The organism is Pseudofulvimonas gallinarii (assembly GCF_004343305.1).
Taxonomy (GTDB): Bacteria; Pseudomonadota; Gammaproteobacteria; order Xanthomonadales; family UBA2363; genus Pseudofulvimonas; species Pseudofulvimonas gallinarii.
In genome coordinates, this window is the sequence record NZ_SMAF01000001.1 from 261,547 (window position 1) to 279,401 (window position 17,855).

Below are 17,855 nucleotides of genomic sequence, written 5' to 3' on the forward strand. Positions count from 1 at the left end.
GTCGTCCCGGAAACCGCCGATGTCCGCCGAGTCACACGCCTTCGACCTGCTGCCTGTCGTTTCCCTGCTCGGTGCCGGTGTGATCGCTGTTGCCGTGTTCCGCCGACTTGGACTGGGCTCGGTGCTGGGCTATTTCGCCGCCGGGCTGCTGATCGGTCCTTACGGATTCGGGCTGTTCACCGATCCGCAGTCGATCCTGCACGTCGCCGAGCTCGGCGTGGTGATGTTCCTGTTCGTCATCGGCCTGGAAATGCAGCCTTCCAGGCTGTGGAACCTGCGCACGCAGATCTTTGGGCTGGGGCTGGCCCAGGTCGGCAGTTGTGGGGCGATCCTGACCGCAGCCGGCGTGCTTGCGGGCCTGCCGTGGATGGTCGCCTTCATCGCGGCGATGGGTTTCGTGCTGTCCTCGACCGCCAGCGTCATGCAGCTGCTGGATGAACGCGGGGAGACGGCCAGTACGCGAGGACAGAAGGCGGTATCGATCCTGCTCCTGGAAGACCTCGCGATCGTGCCGCTGCTGGCACTGGTTGCGATCCTCGCACCTGCGACCGGCGAAGCGCACGGATCCAGCCTGCTAGCCATAGCCATCGGCCTGGGCGCCATCGCCGTGGTGCTGGTAACCGGGCGCTACCTGCTCAATCCACTGTTCCGCATCCTTGCCGCATCGGGCGCGCGCGAAGTAATGACCGCCGCCGCGCTGCTGGTGGTCCTGGGCACGGCCCTGCTGATGCAGATGAGCGGGCTGTCGATGGCGATGGGTGCGTTCCTCGCCGGCGTGCTGCTGTCGGAGTCGAGTTTCCGCCACCAGCTCGAAGCCGACATCGAGCCGTTCCGGGGCCTGCTGCTCGGCCTGTTCTTCCTGAGCGTCGGCATGGCACTCGACCTGTCGGTGGTCGCCAGCGACTGGCGGGCGATCGCCATCGCCGTCGCCGGCTACATGGCGCTCAAGGCGGCAGGGATCTATGTTGTCGCCCGCCTGTTCCGCGACAGCCATGGCACCGGACTGCATCGTGCCACCCTGATGGCCCAGGGCGGCGAATTCGCCTTCGTGCTGTATTCGGCCGCGGCGGCAGTCGGCCTGATCGACGGCAAGGACAATGCCTTCTTCAGCGCCGTCGTCATCCTGTCGATGAGCCTGACGCCGCTGGCACTGATCGCACTGCGCTACATCCTGCCGAGCAGCACGCCCTCGCTCGACGGCGTCGACGTGGCCGACGACCTGCACGGCACCGTGCTGATCATCGGCTTCGGCCGATTCGGCCAGGTCGCAAGCCAGTCACTGCTTGCTCGGGGCATCGACATCACCATCATCGACAGCGATGTCGAGATGATCCGAAGCGCCGCCGAATTCGGATTCAAGGTGTACTACGGCGATGGCACGCGGCTGGACGTCCTCCATGCCAGCGGCGCGCCGCACGCGCGCGCGATCCTGGTCTGCGTCGACGATCCGAAGACAGCGGATCGCATCGTTGAACTGGTCCGCGGCGAATGCCCGCTGACCCGTTTGCTGGTCAGAGCCTATGACCGCGAACACGCCTTGCGCCTGGCGGCCGCGGGTGTAAACCACTTCATCCGGGAAACCTTCGAGTCGGCGTTGCGCTTCGGCGAAATGGCCCTGCGCGTACTCGACGTGCCCGAGGACGAGGCCGCCGCCGTGGCCGCCGACATCCGGCGTCGCGACAGCGAACGCTTCGAACTGGAAAGTACCGGCGGCTTCGGTGCCGGCCGCGACCTGCTGCTGGGCAATGCGCCCCGACCCACGCCATTGACGACGCCGACGCGGACCGCGAAACCGCTGAGTCCGGAAACCGCCGCGGTCACCGCCGGCGATGGTGCCGGGGAACGCAGTCACTGATCGGCGCGGCCGCATCAACGACCTGCAGCGGTGCTCCTGCGCCAGGAGCGACGCCATCCTGAAGCGCCCGTCAGGACATCGCAGGATCGACTTCGGCCGCCAAGCGGTCAGTCGCGGAAATTCTCGTACTGCAGCGGCAACTCGAAGTCGCTGCCACGCAACAGCGCGATCGCCGCCTGCAGGTCGTCACGCTTCTTGCCGGTGACACGCAGCTTGTCGCCCTGTATCTGCGCTTCAACCTTGAGCTTGGCGCCCTTGATGAGCTGCACGAGCGTCTTGGCCTGGGCCGACTCGATGCCCTGCTTCACCGTCACCTTCTGGCGGGCACCACCGAGGTTGACGTCCGGGTCAGCCACCTCCAGGCAACGGATGTCGATCTTCCGCGCCACCATGCGTGCCCGCAGGATGTCCAGCATCTGCTGCAGCTGGAACTCGCTGGGCGCATGCAGCGTGATCACCGACTCGACCAGCTCGAAGCGGGCATCGGTATTGCGGAAATCGAAACGCGTGGTGAGTTCGCGGTTCGCCTGGTCAACGGCATTCGTCAACTCGTGCTTGTCGACTTCCGAAACGACATCGAAGGAAGGCATGGCAACTCCCGGAGGATCGTGTAAAAAGCCGATTCTATCCCGGCACGCCATCGCGCCGTTCGCGGGCGCGATCCAGGCATCCGGAAAACAGTCCGGCGCCGCCCGTCACGCGCGGTTCAATGCTTGATCACCAGCACTGTCAGCTGCCCGCGCACCAGCGGATCGTTGCCACTCACGTTGACCGCGAAACCGGACGGGTTGGCGGCACGCACCTGGATGGTGTGGTTGCCGGGCGCAAGCTGGCGCGCGAAACCCATGCTCCAGTTGCCCACGACCTGAGCCACCGCCGGCGTGTTCGACAGGATCAGCCGACGGTTGCCGCCGGCGGTGCTCTGCACGCCGTCGACGAAGACGGCGATATCGACCGCCGAGTAGGTCGTGCCTGTCGCCGTGTGCTGGGCACCACCATCGGTGCTGATGTACACCGAGGCATTGGCCGGCACGTTGATGGTCTGTGTCAGGCCCGGGACCAGCGTATAGCCGGTGCCGGGCGGCAGGGACAGCTGCCCCGTTCCCGTCACCGTCACCGCCTGCTGCCCCAGCGCGGCCGGCGGCGCGGCGGGCGTGCTCATGGCGTACTGGGCAACCGGTGCGGTGGCGATGGCCTGGCGCGGCATGACCGTGCCGTCGATGGACACCTGCAGCCAGCGCTGATCGCCGGCGAACGCGCCCGGAAAGGCGAGCTGCACCGTGAAAAGCCCGTCGACCACCGGATAGTCGTTCTCGACAATGGCACTGCCGATCTGGTTGCCGCCCGTCGCGGCATCCCACAGCGTGAAGGCCAGGTCGGCGGTGCCATCGAAGCGCTGGCCATCGCGTTCGATGCGTCCCTGGTAGCTGAAGTCCGGCAATTGCACGGCTTCGGGCGACTGCGCGGCGAGCGGCAACGCAAGCGAGGCGATGACCAGGGCGAAAAAGATACGGATCATGGTCGACAACACTCCAGCGGATTACGGGCCGGCGGCATCGAAACCGTCGGTGAAAATGACGTCGCTGTCGCCGACAACGGCGGGAAACAGCGCCTGGAAACCAGCGATGAGGCGCCACCGGCCGGTTTCGACGACGCCGGAAACCGGCTCGCCGATCGTGTAATGCAGCCGCGTATCACCCTGAGTCACCGTGCCCCCGCCCGGGACGATCGCCGAGTGGTGAAGTCCGTCGGCGGTCTGCGCGGATGCCGCCCATCCGCCCATCGCGGCAAGCAGCACCAATCCACGGACGCCGGCGCCGGCGCGAGGTCCCACCTTCGATTCACGCATGGATCCGGGCAACCCAACTGCGAAGCACGCACTGGAACGGTGCACGCCTGTTGTCGACATCCATCTCGTCGGCGAAACGGACCATCGCACGGTCCAGGGCCAGCCAGTCGAGCATGCGCGTCTCGTCCTGCACGGCCAGCCGCTGCGCAGGTGGCTTCGACTTCACCCCGCAATGCAGGACGACGCCGACGCCCTTGCCGCGAAGGTGCAGGGTCGCGAAGTAGTCCCGGGTCCGGAAGCTGGGCGCGTTCCATTTCACCCCTTCCGCGATGGAGGGATCACTACCGAGTATGACCGCGCGCAGGCGTTCGATAGCGCCCTTCAACGGATGCTCCAGGCGGGCCATGAAAGCCTCGACTGCAGCGGTCGTATCCTGCGCCGTCAGGTGCGGTCCTTCGCTTCCATCCCTCATGGCGGAAATTCTATCCCGCGCGTGCCGTCCCGGTTGTGACGGAATGGTGCCGTCACGACACGGCGTGCGCCGGATGCGTCCAGGCGCCCACCGCGTGTCGCCGGCGAAGCGTGCGGACGCGGTATCCGCACGCTGCCGTGACGGTCAATCCGTCGCCAGCAGCCGCCCGGCGGCGGCGAACACGTCCTCGTCGGAAGGCAGCACCAGGAAGGCGGCGCCTGCCAGCGGCGTGTAGGTATCCGCGCCGACCACGCGCGCGATCGGCTTGCCGCCGAGCCCGGCCTCGACCAGCGCCGTCATCACGCCTTCGCCCACCGATGCGCTGCGACGGCCTTCATCGACAATGAGCACGCGTGCACAGTCGCGCGCATGCGCGGCGATCGCCTCCGCGTTGAGCGGCTGCAGCCAGCGCAGGTCGAGGACACGCACTTTCGCGCCCTGCGTGTCGGCCAGTCGCTTCGCCGCGCGCAGCGACATCGGGATGCCGTTGCCATAGGAAACGATCAGAAGATCCGTCGCTTCCGGCTCATAGATGCGCGGCTCGCCCAGTACCAGCGCCTGGTCCGGCGTCGGGTACGGGAACAGCCAGCCGCCGTCGCCCGCTTCGTACAGGTCCTTGGTCATGTAGAGCGCGATCGGCTCGAGGAAGATGCTGACGCGACCGTCCACCCTCGCCAACGCCGCCAGCGTGCGCAGCATCATCGCCGCGTCATCGCCGCGGCTGGGGCAACCGATCACCAGGCCCGGGATGTCGCGCAGCGCGGCAAACGAGTTGTCGTTGTGGAAGTGCCCACCGAAACCGCGCTGGTAGCCCAGGCCGGCGATGCGCACCAGCATCGGGTTGCGGTACTGGTCGTTGCTGAAGAACTGCAGCGACGCCGCCTCGCCGCGGATCTGGTCGCAGGCGTTGTGGAAGTACGCCAGGTACTGGATCTCCGGGATCGGCAGCAGGCCCATGTTGGCGTAACCCTGCGCCAGGCCCAGGATCATCGTCTCGTCGAGCAGGGTGTTGAAGACACGGCCACTGCCGAACGCCTTGTGCAAGCCCTTGGTGACCGTGTACACGCCGCCCTTCTGGGCCACGTCCTCGCCGAACAGCAAGGTGTCGTCGTACTTGCAGAACAGGTCGTGCAGGCCCTGGTTGATCTGGACCGCAAGATGTCGCGGGGGCTGGTTTTCCGGCAGCCTGGCCTCGCTTCCGAACACGGCCAGGCGGCGCTCGCCGAAATCGGCGCGGCCCGCTTCGGCCTGCACGGCGTCGGGCGTGTACGGCGCCAACGGACGCACCACTTCGGCCAGTGTCGTGATCTTGGGGCGGCGATCGGCTTCCTCGGCGGCAGCGAAGCAGCGCGTGCGGATCGATTCGTAGAACGCCAGCAGCGAATCCGGGGTGAACAGGCCGGCTTCCAGCGCGATGCCGGCCGAGCGCAGCAGCGGATCGGTGCGCTCGACGGCGACCAGTTCCTCGATGCTGCGCCATTCGATCTCGAAGTCCGTGCCGGCATGGCCCATGATGCGGGTCGTCTGCAGATGCAGGAATGTCGGGCGCCGCGTGCGCCGGCAATGCTCCACCGCCGCGGCGACCTGGCCGTAACCGCGCGCAAGGTCGAGGCCGTCGGCGAAGAAATAGTCGAGGTCGCGACAGGCACGGAAGCGCTCGCCGATCCAGCCCGGCGGCGTCTTGACCGAGATGCCGATGCCGTTGTCCTCGCAGACGAACAGCACCGGCGCCGGCAGCTTCTGGTAGGCCGTCCACTGCGCGGCGTTGAACGCCGTCTGCGCGGTCGCATGATTGGCGGACGCATCGCCGAACGAACAGATGGCGATGCTGTCACCCGGCACCGGCAGCGGCCGCCTCAGGCGGCGCGCCTGCTCGATGGCCACCGCCGTGCCCAGCGCCTTGGGCAGGTGCGAGGCGATTGTCGAGGTCTGCGGCAAGACCCACAAAGGTTTGCTGCCCCAGACCTTGTGGCGGCCACCGGACGCGGGATCCTCGGCGCTGGCGGCGAAGCTCAACGCCGAATCCATCACCGGATCCATGCCCGGCAGCTTGCGGAAACGCTCGGCCATGAATCCGCCGCTGCGGTAGTGCAGGAACGCCGGGTCGGTATGGCGCGTCAGCCGCGCCACCATGGCATTGCCTTCATGGCCGGAGCTGCCGATGGTGTAGAAGACCTTGTTCTGCACCCGGAGCACGCGCGCCATCAGGTCCAGGTGCCGCGAGATCAGCTGCGACTCGAACAGTTCCAGGAACGCGGAAACCGTCAGACTGCTGCCCGGCAGCACCGGCGCGTCAGCGTCCGGCGCCGGCGCGCTCGCGGCGGGATGGCCGTTGACGAATTCGATGAAGTTCTGGTCGCAGATTTCCGCGCGATTGAGGCCGCGCATGCGCGCGGGAATGGCAGTGGCCGAGCTGGACATGGAGGGCACCGGGACAATCGAAGGCGCGCATTGTAGCCGTCGCGACCATGGCGTTGCCGGCACTGCCGGCGCGGATTCACGCCGGGGCCAGCGCCGGGGAGCCGGTCCGCCATCGCCCTCCCCTATACTGCGCGCCATGAATCTCTCCCGCTCCCTGCCCTGGCTGATCGCCGCGGCGGCCCTGGCCGGCGCGCTCGGCCTCTACCTCGGCCAGCGCCATTTCTCGCCTGCCGCGGGCCCGGACGCGCTGCCGACCCGTGCCGCGGTGGTCTTTCCCGAACCGCGCCAGCTCGCCGGTTTCCAGCTCGACCGCAGCACCGGCGGCACCCTGTCCCTGGCCGACTGGCGCGGCCATTGGAGCCTGGTATTCATCGGATTCACGCGCTGTCCGGATGCCTGTCCGCAGACGCTGGCGGTCTACCGCGACATCGAGAAGGCCTGGCCGCAGGAGGCCGGGCCGATACCGACGCTGTATTTCGTGTCCGTGGATCCGGAGCGCGACGACGCCGACGCGCTGACCGGCTACGCACGCTTCTTCAGCGAGCGCATCGTCGCGGCGACCGCCGGCCATGACCAGCTCGGCCCGTTTACCCGCCAGCTCGGCATGATCTACATGACGACGCCGACGGGCGAAGACGACTATACGGTGGACCACAGTACGCAGCTGGCCGTCGTCGGTCCCGACGCACGCCTGCACGCGCTGTTCCGCGCGCCGCTCGACGCGCAGGCCATCATCGGCGACCTGCAGGTGCTCCAGGCGGCAAACCGGACGATTGACCCTTGATACTCCGACGTCTCTATCTGCTGCTGCAGCATTCGCTGCCGCACAAGGCGCTGACGCGCCTCGCGCTGCACCTCACCCGCATCCGCTGGCGGCCGGTGAAGAACTGGCAGATCCGCCGCTTCGCGAAGCGTTTCCGCATCGACCTGGACGAGGCGGAAAGCGCCGATCCGAACCACTACGAGAGTTTCGACGCCTTCTTCGCGCGGGCGCTGAAACCGGGTGCGCGCATGCCCGACCCCGATCCGGCGGCCGTGTTGCTGCCCGCCGACGGTCGCATCAGCGCCGTCGGCCGGATCGAATCGGACCGCATCTTCCAGGCCAAGGGCCGCAGCTTCTCATTGCGCGAACTGCTCGGCGACGACTCGCGCGTCGCCGACTTCGTCGATGGCAGCTTCGCGACCGTGTACCTGCAGCCGCGCAACTACCATCGCGTGCACATGCCGGTGGCCGGGCGCCTGCTTGAAACACTGTATGTTCCGGGCCGGCTGTACAGCGTCGCCCCGGTCACGGTTGGTGGCGTGCAGCGCCTGTTCGCGCGCAATGAACGGCTGATCTGCCACTTCGACTCACCGGCCGGCCCGATGGCCCTTATCCTGGTGGGCGCCATGCTCGTCGCCGGCATCGAAACCGTGTGGGGCGGCATGGAAACCGAGCACGCGGACGGCAAGCCGGAACGCAAGGACTATCGCGACCGGCAGCCGGCGATCCGGCTGGACCGGTTCGACGAGGCCGGCCGATTCCACATGGGCTCCACCGCCATCGTCCTGTTCGCGCGCGATCGCGTCGCCCTGGATGCATTCGACCCCGGGCAGTCGGTCAAGGTTGGTGAGCGCCTGGGTACGATCCTGCCGACCTGAACCTCACGCCGGGCGCCGCGGGGCGGCACCGACGGCCCTGACGGACCAGGCCGGCCTGGCGCCGGCCGGCCCTCAGCAAAGGCGGATCTTCTGCCCCGGACGGATCGGGTAGTTCGGTCCGCGAATCCCGTTCTGGGCGGCCAGTCCCTGCATCGAGCAGCTGTAGCGCCGGGCGATGGCATACAGCGTCTCGCCGCTGCGGACGGTATGCACGCGCCCGGAGGACGGCGCACTGCCGGACATCACCTGGCGCGCCGGCGAAGGCGCGCTGACCGGCATGCGCGCGGTATTCAGCTCGGAAGCGAGCGCAACCAGCGGACCATCGACGCACTGGCGATGGTAGGCATCGACCAGCAGCGCAGGCACTTCAAGCTGCGTGCCCGCCGGCAGCACCCGCGCGTTGTCGTACTGCGGATTGAGGTTGCGCAGGGCACGGAACCAGCCCACCCGGTTGCCGCCGGCATGGCCGAGGCAGACGGTGAGTTCATTGATCGACGCGGCCTTTTCCAGCCGGACCACCGCCGGCCGCGTGTCCAGGCGCGGGAATTCCAGCCCGTACTGTTCCGGATGCAGGAACAGGTAGGCGGCCGCCAGCACCATCGGCACGTAGATCTGTGTTTCCTGAGGCAGCGCGCCGAAGACCGCGGGATCCCAGAGGCTCTTCTGGCCACCACCGGAGAGGCGCTGCAGGCGTCCTTCGCCACCGTTGTAGGCGGCGACGACCAGTTCCAGGTTGTTGTTGAGGCGGTCGAACTGTTCGTTGAGATAGGCGACCTGCGCGCGCGTCGCTTCCCGCGGGTCGAAGCGCGTGTCGAAGCCGTCGACGGGACGACGACCGAGGCCGAAGCGCTGGCCGGTGGCCGGCATGAACTGCAACGGACCGGCCGCGCCGGACCGTGATACCGCGTGCACCTTGCCCTGGGATTCGCGCGCCATGATGGCGAACAGCAGCGCCTCGGGCAGTCCGGCCTGTTCGTACTGCGGCCACATCATGTAGCGCATGTACTGGTAGTTCTCGTAGGCCTCGACCAGGTTGGGACGCAACCAGGTCAGCCATTCGTTGATGGCCGCCTTGACCGGCTCGTTCAACTCGATCACCTCGGCCAGGTCGCGGCCGCGCAGCAGCGTGATCGTGCGCTGCGCCTCCGGCAGGTCGGCCAGCACCGGCGACAGGGCGTCGGCTTCGATCTGGGCAGGATCGGCGCTGGGCCGGTCTTCCGGCAGCGGCGTCATCGCCGAGTTCCGGATCAGCGCGTCGTAGGCGGCGACGAAACGACTGGCCTCGCAGGCACGTACCTGCAGGCAGCGCTCGGCATCGACGCGCAGCGACTCCAGGGCGGCGTCACGTTCCTTCTGCCCTTCCGCATCGCCGGCGACCATCGCCTCGGTGCCGGCGGCGAAACGCTGCACCGCCTCGTTCAGGCGGTTGTACAACGCCGCCGTCTCTCGGTCGCCATTGCCGTTGCCATTGGCATCGCCTGGACCCGTGCCGCCACCGACGGTGGCACAACCGGACAGGACCAGGGACAGCATCAGCGACAGGGAGGTGCGGCGCATGGGCATGTTCAATCGGGAAAACCAGGGCGCGACGTTACAGGAGCGTCACGGTCGCCACAACGAACGCCGGCGAAACGCGTCGCCACGCCACCGCGCATCAGCGCCCGGCGAGCACGACTTCCTCGGCGGCGGTCGGGTGGATGGCGAGGGTCTCGTTGAAATCACGGCGGCGTGCACCGAGGCGAAGCGCCACCGCGAAGCCCTGCAGGATCTCGTCGGCGCCGGGCCCGTGAACGTGCAGTCCGACGACCCGCTCTTCCGCGCCGACACACACCAGCTTGATGAACATCGTCTGCGCGTCGCCAGCGAGTGCCTCGCGCATGGGCCGGAAGCGCGCGTGATGGACCTGGACGTCATCGCCCCAGGACGCGCGCGCCTGGGCCTCGGTGAGTCCGCAAGTCGCCAGCGGCGGTTGCGCGAACACCACGGTCGGCACGTTCGCCAGGTCCAGCGGCGGGACGTCGGCGTCGCTGAACAGCCGCTCCACCAGCCGCCGCGCGGCCGCGATCGCCACCGGCGTCAGCGCCGGCTGCGTGGCGACGTCGCCCACCGCGAATACGCCGGGCACGCTGGTGCACTGATACGGATCGATGATGACGTGGCCACGCGCGTCCAGACTGACGCCGATGTCTTCAAGGCCCAGGTCTTCGCTGTTCGGAACGCGCCCGATGGCCCACAGCAGCCAGTCGGCGCGATGAACGCGTTCGCCCGAGGTGCGAAGCAGGACCCCACCATCCCGGCGTTCGACGGCGTCAACCGCGCTGCGGGTATGGACGACGATGCCGCGGGCCCGCATGGATCCAGCCAGCGCCTCCGCCAAATCCGCATCGAAGTGGCCCAGCACCTGGTCGCCGCGCACGAACAGGGTGACCTCCGCCCCCAGTCCATGCAGCAGGCCGGCCATTTCGACGGCGATGTAGCCCCCACCCACGATGGCGATCCGCCGCGGCAGCCGATCGAGGCCGAAGACATCGTCCGACACGGCACCGTATTCGAAGCCCGGCACATCGACGCGCGCGGGCCGACCGCCAGTGGCGATCAACCGGTGCGTCGCCTGCACCGTGACGCCGTGTGAACTCACGGTATTGTCGCTTCCAAGGCGTGCGCGTTCGCGCACCACGCGGATGCCGAGGTCGACCAGCCGCTGGGCGTAACCGGCCTCGGCACGATCGATGTACGCCTGTCGTCGCGCAACAAAGGCCGGCCAGTCGAGCGCACCCGCGCTGACGTTGAAACCGATTCCGCGCGCCAGCTCCACCTGGTGCGCAAGATCGGCCGCCAGCCACAGGGCTTTCTTCGGCACGCAGCCGACATGGACGCAGGTTCCGCCCAGGCGCCCCGGTTCGAACAGGACCACTTTGGCGCCGAGCCGGGCCGCCTGCTGTGCCGCCGCAAGGCCGCCGGAGCCGCCGCCCAGGACGGCCAGGTCGTACTGATCAGTCATCGGATTCCGCGGACAGTCATGATTGGCAAGCGACATCCTAACCCCGCCCGTCCATGAGGGTTCCGCCCCGGCGTGCAGGCCCCATGCCCAGATGCCGTTTCGGTGTCGCGGGAAGCACGAAGAACCGCGATGGCCAGCCCAGCGGGTCCAGACAGGCACGGACGCGTTTCCGAGGCGCAAGGATTGGCCGCGTAGCGACGCACCGACCCGTGCAGCTCAGCGGTCGGGGATGTCTATACTGGGCGCGCCGCGAAGGCGGCCCTGCAAGCGTGGCAGGCGGTGCAACCGGGCACGCGCCCAACCAGCGGGCGGGAGGAGCCGGTCGATGACGGTATCGGATGGAACACTGTGGGCCCTGCTCAGGCTCGCACTGGCCGGCCTGATCGCCGCACACGGCTGGGCGCGGCTGCTCAACGATGCGGTGGCACCTTTCGGCGCCTGGCTGGATGGACTCGGCTTCATGGTCGGCCCGGGGATCGCCTGGGGCGTGACGCTGTACGAGATCGCCGGTTCACTGCTGCTGGCGGTCGGCTGGCGGATTTTCCCGCTGACGCTCGGCTTCATCGCCATCTATCTCGCCGGCCTGTTCCTGGTCCACCTGCCCGCCGGCTGGTTCGTGGTCGGCCTCGGCCGCAACGGCATGGAATACAGCGTGCTGCTGGTCTGCGTGCTGGCGTGCGTCGGCCTGCACTATCGCCAGGCCGGATCAAAGCGGGGCTGACGGCGGCCGCCATCGCTGCCGCCTGCCGCCCGATCCATGGGCGACGACGTCAATGCGGCAAGGGGTGCTCTAGTTGAAGCGGTCCGGCGACAGCGGCCGCGCGTTCCAGGGCGGAACGCGACCTGTCATCTGCGCCGCGACCAGTTCGCCCGTGACCGCCGACAGGGTCACGCCGAGCATGCCATGGCCGGTGGCGATCCAGAGGCCGGGATGCCGGCTGACCGGACCGATGACCGGCAGGTCGTCCGGGGTCATCGGCCGCCATCCGCACCACTGCTCGCGCTGCACCGGGCCTTCGGGCTCGCGCAGGTATTCATGCGCGGCACGGGTCAACGCGCCCAGTCGAACGCTGTTGAGACTGCTGTCATAACCCGCGAACTCCATGGTGCTGCCGAGCCGGAAACCGCTGGACCATGCGGTGACGCAGACGCTCCGTTCCTTCAGCACCAGCGGAATCGCCGGCGCGAGCGCCGGACGTTCGTAGGTGATCGAGTAGCCCTTGCCGGGCTGTACCGGCAGGCGCAGGTCGAGCGGCTGCACCAGTTCCGGCGACCAGCTGCCCGCGGCCAGCAGCACCGACTCCGCCCGCCAGCTGCGACCGTCTTCCAGGACGATGCCGCCGACGCGACCATTGGCGCGCAGCAGCGATGCCACCTGCGTGCCCTCGACAATGCTGCCGCCGGCAGCGCGCACGCAACGGGCAAGCTCGGCGGTGTAGCGTTCCGGACGCAGGTGTGCGTCACCGGGATGCAGGTAACCGCCGACAGCGCGGTCGTTCAGTGCCGGCTCGAGCGATCGCAGTGCATCGCCGTCCAGGCGGCGGCACTCGATGTCCAGGCCCGCCAGCATCTGCTGGTGCCAGCGGTAACCGTCGAACCCGGCCTTGTCGATGAAGGCGTAGATCGTGCCGGTCTGTTCGAACTCGCAGTCCAGCCTGTCACGCTCGACCCACTGCGCCAGCAGCTCACGCGAGGCCTTGAGCAGCTCGGCGCGGATGACGGCGGTCTGCTCGAAGTCTTGCCTGTTGCAGCGACGCAGCGCGCGCATCATCCAGCCGTACAGCGCCGGATCCCAGCGCGGGCTGACGTGGAACGGCGCGTCCTTGCGCAGCATCCAGCGCAGCACCTGCATCGGCATGCCCGGCATCGGCAGCGGCGGCGCATGCGATGGCGTGATCGTGCCGCAATTGCCATGCGATGCGCCGGCGGCGACGTGGCGCGCATCGACCACCGTGACCTGCCGGCCGGCGCGCAGCAACGACCACGCGCAGGCCAGGCCGATCACGCCGGCGCCGACGATCAGGACATCATGGCGATTGTCGGTCACGGCAGCCTCGACGGGCCACGCCAGGATCAGTGGTGGTGACCACCATCGCCGTGGACGTGACCGTGGTCGATCTCCTCTGCCGTCGCTTCACGGACATCCACGACCTGCAGCGCGAACTGCAGCGTCTGGCCCGCCAGCGGGTGGTTGCCGTCGACATCGATCACCGTCATCCCGGTCTTCACGACGGTGACAACGCGCGGGCCGCGTTCGGTGCGGATCTCGGTGACCATGCCCGGGCGCAGCTTGTCGGGATTGCGGAAGTACTTCTTAGGCAGGCGCTGGAACAGGTCGTCGCGGCGTTCACCGTATCCATCTTCCGGCGACACCGTGACCTCCACGCTGTCACCGGCACTGCGACCTTCGAGCGCCCGTTCGACACCGGCGATCAGGCCGCCATGTCCCCAGAGGATCGCCAGCGGCTGGGCGCCTTCGGAGCTTTCGATCAGCGTGCCGTCGACGGCTTTCAGCGTGTAGTGGAAGCGGACGACGCAATCCTTGGCAACCTGCATGTAACGATCCTCGAAGAAAGAGGGCAATGGTAACGCCCCTGCCGCGCCGGGGGCACGCCTGGACACCCTGGCGTCCCGTCATTCATGCGCTGGACGGTTGACCGCAACGCGCGCGCGCGGCGAGTCTTGTAGGCATGAGCCCCGTCTTCGCCTGGAAACCATGAAGCCCCGCCGCGTCGTCGCCCTGGCGATGGCCACTCTCGTTGCCCTTCTGACGACCGCCTGCGCGCATCGACCGGGCAAGGCGCCACCGCTGTCGCCGGTGGCCAGCAATCTGGCGGAGAGCATCACCATCCAGGCAATCGGGCTGGTCGGAACCCCGTACCGCTACGGCGGCAATACGCCGTCGGGCGGCTTCGACTGCAGCGGGCTGATCGGCTATGTCTATCGCGAAGGCGCCGGCGTGGCGCTCCCGCGCACCGTGCGCGCGCTCGCCGAGGGTCCGTGGCCGGAGGTCGCACGCCGCGACCTGGTCAGCGGCGACCTGGTGTTTTTCGCCGTGGATGGGCGGACGCCGTCGCACGCCGGCATCTATGTCGGCGAAGGGCGCTTCGTCCACGCGCCATCCAGCGGCGGCACGGTGCGGCTGGATCGCCTTGATGCGGGCTACTGGCAGGAGCGGCTGCGCCTGGGAAGGCGGCTGTTGCGCTGAGATCAGCGCGATTCAACCCAAACGTGCGCGGGCGGCAGCGTGCGGGTCGGCCTTGCCAGCGTGGCGGCCATAGACACTGTCGATAAGGAGAATCAGAACAAATCATGCCGTGGCAGGCATGGATGATATTGATTCTCATTCCTGAATCGGTATCATCACGCCATGCGCAAGACACTCACATTCGCCCTGGTCCACTTCCACGTCGCCCTGCTGGTGGGCTGGGCGTTGACCGGCAGCCTCGTGGTGGGTGGCGCACTGGCGCTGGTCGAACCGGCCTGCAACACCGTCGCCTACTACCTGCACGAGCGCGCGTGGATGCGCTGGAGCGGTCCCGCCGGCGGCAGCGACGATGCCGCCAGGGCGGTCTGATCAGCCGCCGGGCACGGCGTCCGCGAGCCGCAACGGCAACGCCGTCAGGAGCCAGTGCGGTGTGCGGCCAGCGTCCGCGACAACCGCTTCGCCCCGCTCTCCGGCGCACTCATGGTCAACAGCCAGGGCATGGAAAAGGTCATGGCCCACATCGAGGACGATGTCGTCACCGAGGCGGCGCGCCTGGCGATCCAGCCGGTGCAGGTGGCCGGCCGCGGCGTTGTGCTCCCCGACCGCCTCGGCATGGACCACGCGCACCAGCGCCAGCCTGGAGTCGAGCAGCCAGTCGCTGGCCTGCCGTTTCGCTTCCGCCTCGGCGATGTAGCGCCCCGCCCCGTCCCAGTCGCCATCGAGGACCGCAAGTTCGGCCATGCCGATCAGCGCATCGCTTTCCAGCAGGCGGTACCCGGACCCGTCGAGTGAAGCGACCAGTGCCCTGTACAGCCTCGCGGCCCCGTCGTGGTCACCGGCCCGGAGCAGCGCGCCAGCCGCCTCGCACTCGACCAGCCAGCGGTCCGGGACGCTGTCCAGCCCGGGTACGCGCTCGAGCACGGAGCCAAGGCGTACCCGCGCGGCGTCGAACTCGCCGTCCTGCACATCGACCTGCGCCAGGCCCGTCTCACCGACCAGCCTGACTATCGGAACAGGCGATGCGGCGCAGCGTCCGTAGTCCTCCCGCGCCTGTTTCGGATCGCCGCGCGTAATGGCCACGGCGCCGCGCAGGCAATGCTGAAGATCGGCAGGCACGGCCGCCACGACGTCCGACCCGCCAAGGGCCTCGAGGCGGCGCAGGGCATCATCGAAGCGCCCTTCCCGGTAGGCCAGGTAGGCGTCGAAATAGTCCAGCCACTGCCCGGCATCGCCCTGCATGCCGCCCGCCCGACGCACCCGGTCCAGGCGGCGACCGGCACGACGCAGGTCGCCGCTCATGATGTCCTCGTTGACGCGGTCCACCTCGAACAAGGCCAGCGCGTGCTGGTCCTCGGTCGACCGCGCGAGGTCCTCGGCCTCGCCGAGGCGGCGCCGGTAGGCCTCCAGCCGACCATCCCGGTAGTGGCGGTAGGCAACGGTCCTGAGGGCGTGCATGGCCAGTCGGGGATGACCGACGTCATTGGCGCGCGCCAGCAGCAGGTCGAGCTGTTCATCGCTTCCGGGACCGCCGTCCGCGGAGAAGGTCGCCGCCAGCAGCCGTGAGCGCAGCGCATGCAGTTCGTCCCCTGCCAGCTCGAAATAGGCGGCGGCCTGGTCGAACAGTGACATGTCGGTCGGATCGCGCTGCTCCAGGGCATGCGACTGCGCGAGCAGCAGCGTCGCCCAGCCCCGCTCATGCGGCCAGCCGGCGCGCTCGGCGATGGCATCGGCCTGCAGGGCGCTGATCCGGGCGGCCGCGCCGTCCCCCATCGCCTGCTCGGCGTCCGCGCGCACCAGCAGCTGGCTGATGCGCACCGAAACGGGCTGCCGTGTCCAGACATCCGGCGTGAGGATCGCCAGCGCCTCCCTGTACTGGCCGGCACGGATATAGGCGCGGGCCAGCTCCAGTGAAAAATAGGGCTGGTGCGGATACGCGCGCGCCAGCTCGGAGAATGCGACAACGGCCGCGTCGTGGTCGGTTCCAAGCGCGAGCCACTGCGCCTCGATCAGCCAGCCGATGTCCTTGGGCAGCGGCGACAGCAGCGCCCGCGTCCGGTCCAGCGCAGCCTGCGCCGGCTGCGTCCGGCCCAGCATCTGCTCCACCTGGGCGATCTCGTACCACGCCAGTCCGAAATCGGGCGCGTCCTGCAGCAGGGCGTTGCCGATTTCCGAGGCCTGTGCCCACTGCCTGGCCATCCTTGTACGCCGCAAGCCCAGGAAACGTTCGGCGACCTCGGCGGACACCGCCAGTGCCGGCCAGGACTGGCCGGCGCGCTCCGGTACCAGCAGGTCGCGGACCTGCCCCGCCACCTGGTCGACGAGGAATGCCATCTGCCCGACCGGCCCTTCGGCGCGGACGGCCTGCCCGCCCTGGATCGAAGCCTGCACGTAAAGATGATGCGGCCCGGCATCGACCGGGCCGGCCGACAACGTGACCAGACGCGTGCCTTCCTGCTTGTCCCGGTCGGCGGCCAGATGTGCGGACGAAAGCAGCTGGATGTCGGGCAACATGGTCAACTGCCATGACAGCCAGGCTTCCAGCAGTCCGGCCGGCACGGCGCCCGTGCCGTCGGCCGGATCCGCGAGCACGATCAACGACACCGCCAGCGGTGACGAGGGCGCCGCCAGGCGGCTGCCGAGCGACACCAGGGCGGTCACCGCAAGAACCAGTGCTGCCGCGGCAGCGAACCCTGTGCCGCGGCGACGGCCCACGGAGCGCGTCGCCGAACGCCCTGTCGACGACAGCGACTCCGGCCTCGTGGACGTGGCGGGTTCGCCGCCCGGTACCCCTTCTGCCGCCGACGCCACGGAAGGAATACATTCTTCTTCGGCAACCGGCTCCACCGCACACGGCGGCTCGAAGACGTATCCGCGCTTTGAAACGGTGCGCAGCCAGCCGCGCCGGGATTCTCCCAGCGCCTTGCGCAGCATCCAGACACTCTGCGAAAGATTGCCGTCCTCGACGATCACGCCCGGCCAGATGCGGCGGAACAGGTCCGCGCGTCCATGCAGGTGGTGGGGTTCGGCAACGAACAGCAGCAGCAGATCGAACATGCGCTGCGGCAGTTCGATGCATTCCCCATCGCGCTCGACGCGGCGATACCGCAGGTCAAGGCGGATATCACCGACGCGCAATTGCTTGGCCGTGGCGGGCCACGGCATCTGCAGATCGCAAGTCATGGACGGCCGGTCCGGCGGGCAACAGTGCCTGAGCGTAAGGGTGTTGACGGGCGTTGGCAATGTACTCCTACGACGAATCGCATCGTAGGGAAGATCACCAAGGATTGGCTTTTGCATTGCAGCAACCGGGAACAACAGACCTACCCGCTTCCGGCAGGCCGGGAAAAGGCGCGATCTTCGTGATGACTCGCACACTCAAACGCGATTTGAGAAAAATTTGAGGTCGAACCCGTGGCGTCATCCGTCCGCGCGCGCCTATATCAACGGGTCGCCCCAGCCCAGGGAGCG

16 protein-coding genes are annotated in these 17,855 nt (G+C 68.3%); 6 read left to right on the top strand and 10 right to left on the bottom strand.

The window, feature by feature from the left end:
* Window positions 1–19 precede the first annotated feature (19 nt).
* A complete protein-coding gene (locus tag EDC25_RS01285) occupies window positions 20–1,855 on the top strand; it encodes a monovalent cation:proton antiporter-2 (CPA2) family protein (protein WP_123521309.1) in 1,836 nt (611 codons plus the stop codon).
* Between the two features lie 107 nt (window positions 1,856–1,962).
* Here EDC25_RS01285 and EDC25_RS01290 read toward each other — a convergent pair whose 3' ends face one another.
* The 5 genes from EDC25_RS01290 to EDC25_RS01310 form a co-directional block, all read right to left on the bottom strand.
* Window positions 1,963–2,445: a YajQ family cyclic di-GMP-binding protein gene (locus tag EDC25_RS01290; protein ID WP_123521310.1), complete on the bottom strand. Its 483-nt coding sequence runs from the start codon at window positions 2,443–2,445 to the stop codon at window positions 1,963–1,965.
* A 116-nt stretch (window positions 2,446–2,561) separates the two neighbouring features.
* The gene (locus EDC25_RS01295) at window positions 2,562–3,374 is read right to left on the bottom strand and encodes a hypothetical protein (RefSeq protein WP_123521311.1); all 813 of its coding nucleotides are present in this window, start codon (window positions 3,372–3,374) and stop codon (window positions 2,562–2,564) included.
* A gap of 21 nt (window positions 3,375–3,395) precedes the next feature.
* Window positions 3,396–3,704 carry a hypothetical protein gene (locus tag EDC25_RS01300; RefSeq protein WP_123521312.1) on the bottom strand — a complete coding sequence of 103 codons (309 nt, stop codon included), beginning with the start codon at window positions 3,702–3,704 and terminating at the stop codon, window positions 3,396–3,398.
* Window positions 3,697–4,116 (bottom strand): DUF1801 domain-containing protein, encoded by a 420-nt coding sequence (locus tag EDC25_RS01305; RefSeq protein WP_123521313.1) that lies wholly within the window; start codon window positions 4,114–4,116, stop codon window positions 3,697–3,699. Before EDC25_RS01305 ends, EDC25_RS01300 begins: the two co-directional genes overlap by 8 nt.
* A gap of 144 nt (window positions 4,117–4,260) precedes the next feature.
* Window positions 4,261–6,537: a thiamine pyrophosphate-dependent enzyme gene (locus EDC25_RS01310; RefSeq protein WP_123521314.1), complete on the bottom strand. Its 2,277-nt coding sequence runs from the start codon at window positions 6,535–6,537 to the stop codon at window positions 4,261–4,263.
* A 136-nt stretch (window positions 6,538–6,673) separates the two neighbouring features.
* Here EDC25_RS01310 and EDC25_RS01315 point away from each other — a divergent pair, with 136 nt between their 5' ends.
* The gene (locus EDC25_RS01315) at window positions 6,674–7,321 is read left to right on the top strand and encodes an SCO family protein (RefSeq protein WP_164483955.1); all 648 of its coding nucleotides are present in this window, start codon (window positions 6,674–6,676) and stop codon (window positions 7,319–7,321) included.
* Window positions 7,321–8,178, top strand: coding sequence for an archaetidylserine decarboxylase (gene asd, locus EDC25_RS01320; RefSeq protein ID WP_377599461.1), 858 nt, complete (start codon window positions 7,321–7,323; stop codon window positions 8,176–8,178). The genes EDC25_RS01315 and asd overlap by 1 nt, the downstream gene beginning before the upstream one ends.
* 72 nt (window positions 8,179–8,250) lie before the next feature.
* Here asd and EDC25_RS01325 read toward each other — a convergent pair whose 3' ends face one another.
* Both EDC25_RS01325 and gorA read right to left on the bottom strand, forming a co-directional pair.
* Window positions 8,251–9,735, bottom strand: a complete 1,485-nt coding sequence (locus EDC25_RS01325; protein ID WP_240639603.1) for a transglycosylase SLT domain-containing protein — start codon at window positions 9,733–9,735, stop codon at window positions 8,251–8,253.
* Window positions 9,736–9,832: 97 nt separating this feature from the next.
* Window positions 9,833–11,179 carry a glutathione-disulfide reductase gene (gene gorA / locus EDC25_RS01330; RefSeq protein ID WP_123521347.1) on the bottom strand — a complete coding sequence of 449 codons (1,347 nt, stop codon included), beginning with the start codon at window positions 11,177–11,179 and terminating at the stop codon, window positions 9,833–9,835.
* Window positions 11,180–11,504: 325 nt separating this feature from the next.
* Here gorA and EDC25_RS01335 point away from each other — a divergent pair, with 325 nt between their 5' ends.
* On the top strand, window positions 11,505–11,900 hold the full coding sequence (locus tag EDC25_RS01335; protein ID WP_123521317.1) for a DoxX family protein: 396 nt from the start codon (window positions 11,505–11,507) through the stop codon (window positions 11,898–11,900).
* Between the two features lie 69 nt (window positions 11,901–11,969).
* Here EDC25_RS01335 and EDC25_RS01340 read toward each other — a convergent pair whose 3' ends face one another.
* Window positions 11,970–13,226, bottom strand: coding sequence for an NAD(P)/FAD-dependent oxidoreductase (locus EDC25_RS01340; RefSeq protein ID WP_123521318.1), 1,257 nt, complete (start codon window positions 13,224–13,226; stop codon window positions 11,970–11,972).
* Window positions 13,227–13,252: 26 nt separating this feature from the next.
* Window positions 13,253–13,735 carry an FKBP-type peptidyl-prolyl cis-trans isomerase gene (locus EDC25_RS01345; protein ID WP_123521319.1) on the bottom strand — a complete coding sequence of 161 codons (483 nt, stop codon included), beginning with the start codon at window positions 13,733–13,735 and terminating at the stop codon, window positions 13,253–13,255.
* Window positions 13,736–13,895: 160 nt separating this feature from the next.
* On the opposite strand from EDC25_RS01345, the gene EDC25_RS01350 reads away from it, so the two are divergent.
* Both EDC25_RS01350 and EDC25_RS01355 read left to right on the top strand, forming a co-directional pair.
* Window positions 13,896–14,387, top strand: coding sequence for a C40 family peptidase (locus tag EDC25_RS01350; protein ID WP_164483956.1), 492 nt, complete (start codon window positions 13,896–13,898; stop codon window positions 14,385–14,387).
* Between the two features lie 162 nt (window positions 14,388–14,549).
* The gene (locus EDC25_RS01355; protein ID WP_123521320.1) at window positions 14,550–14,756 is read left to right on the top strand and encodes a DUF2061 domain-containing protein; all 207 of its coding nucleotides are present in this window, start codon (window positions 14,550–14,552) and stop codon (window positions 14,754–14,756) included.
* Here EDC25_RS01355 and EDC25_RS01360 read toward each other — a convergent pair whose 3' ends face one another.
* Window positions 14,757–17,567, bottom strand: a complete 2,811-nt coding sequence (locus EDC25_RS01360; RefSeq protein ID WP_164483957.1) for a tetratricopeptide repeat protein — start codon at window positions 17,565–17,567, stop codon at window positions 14,757–14,759.
* Window positions 17,568–17,855: the final 288 nt, after the last annotated feature.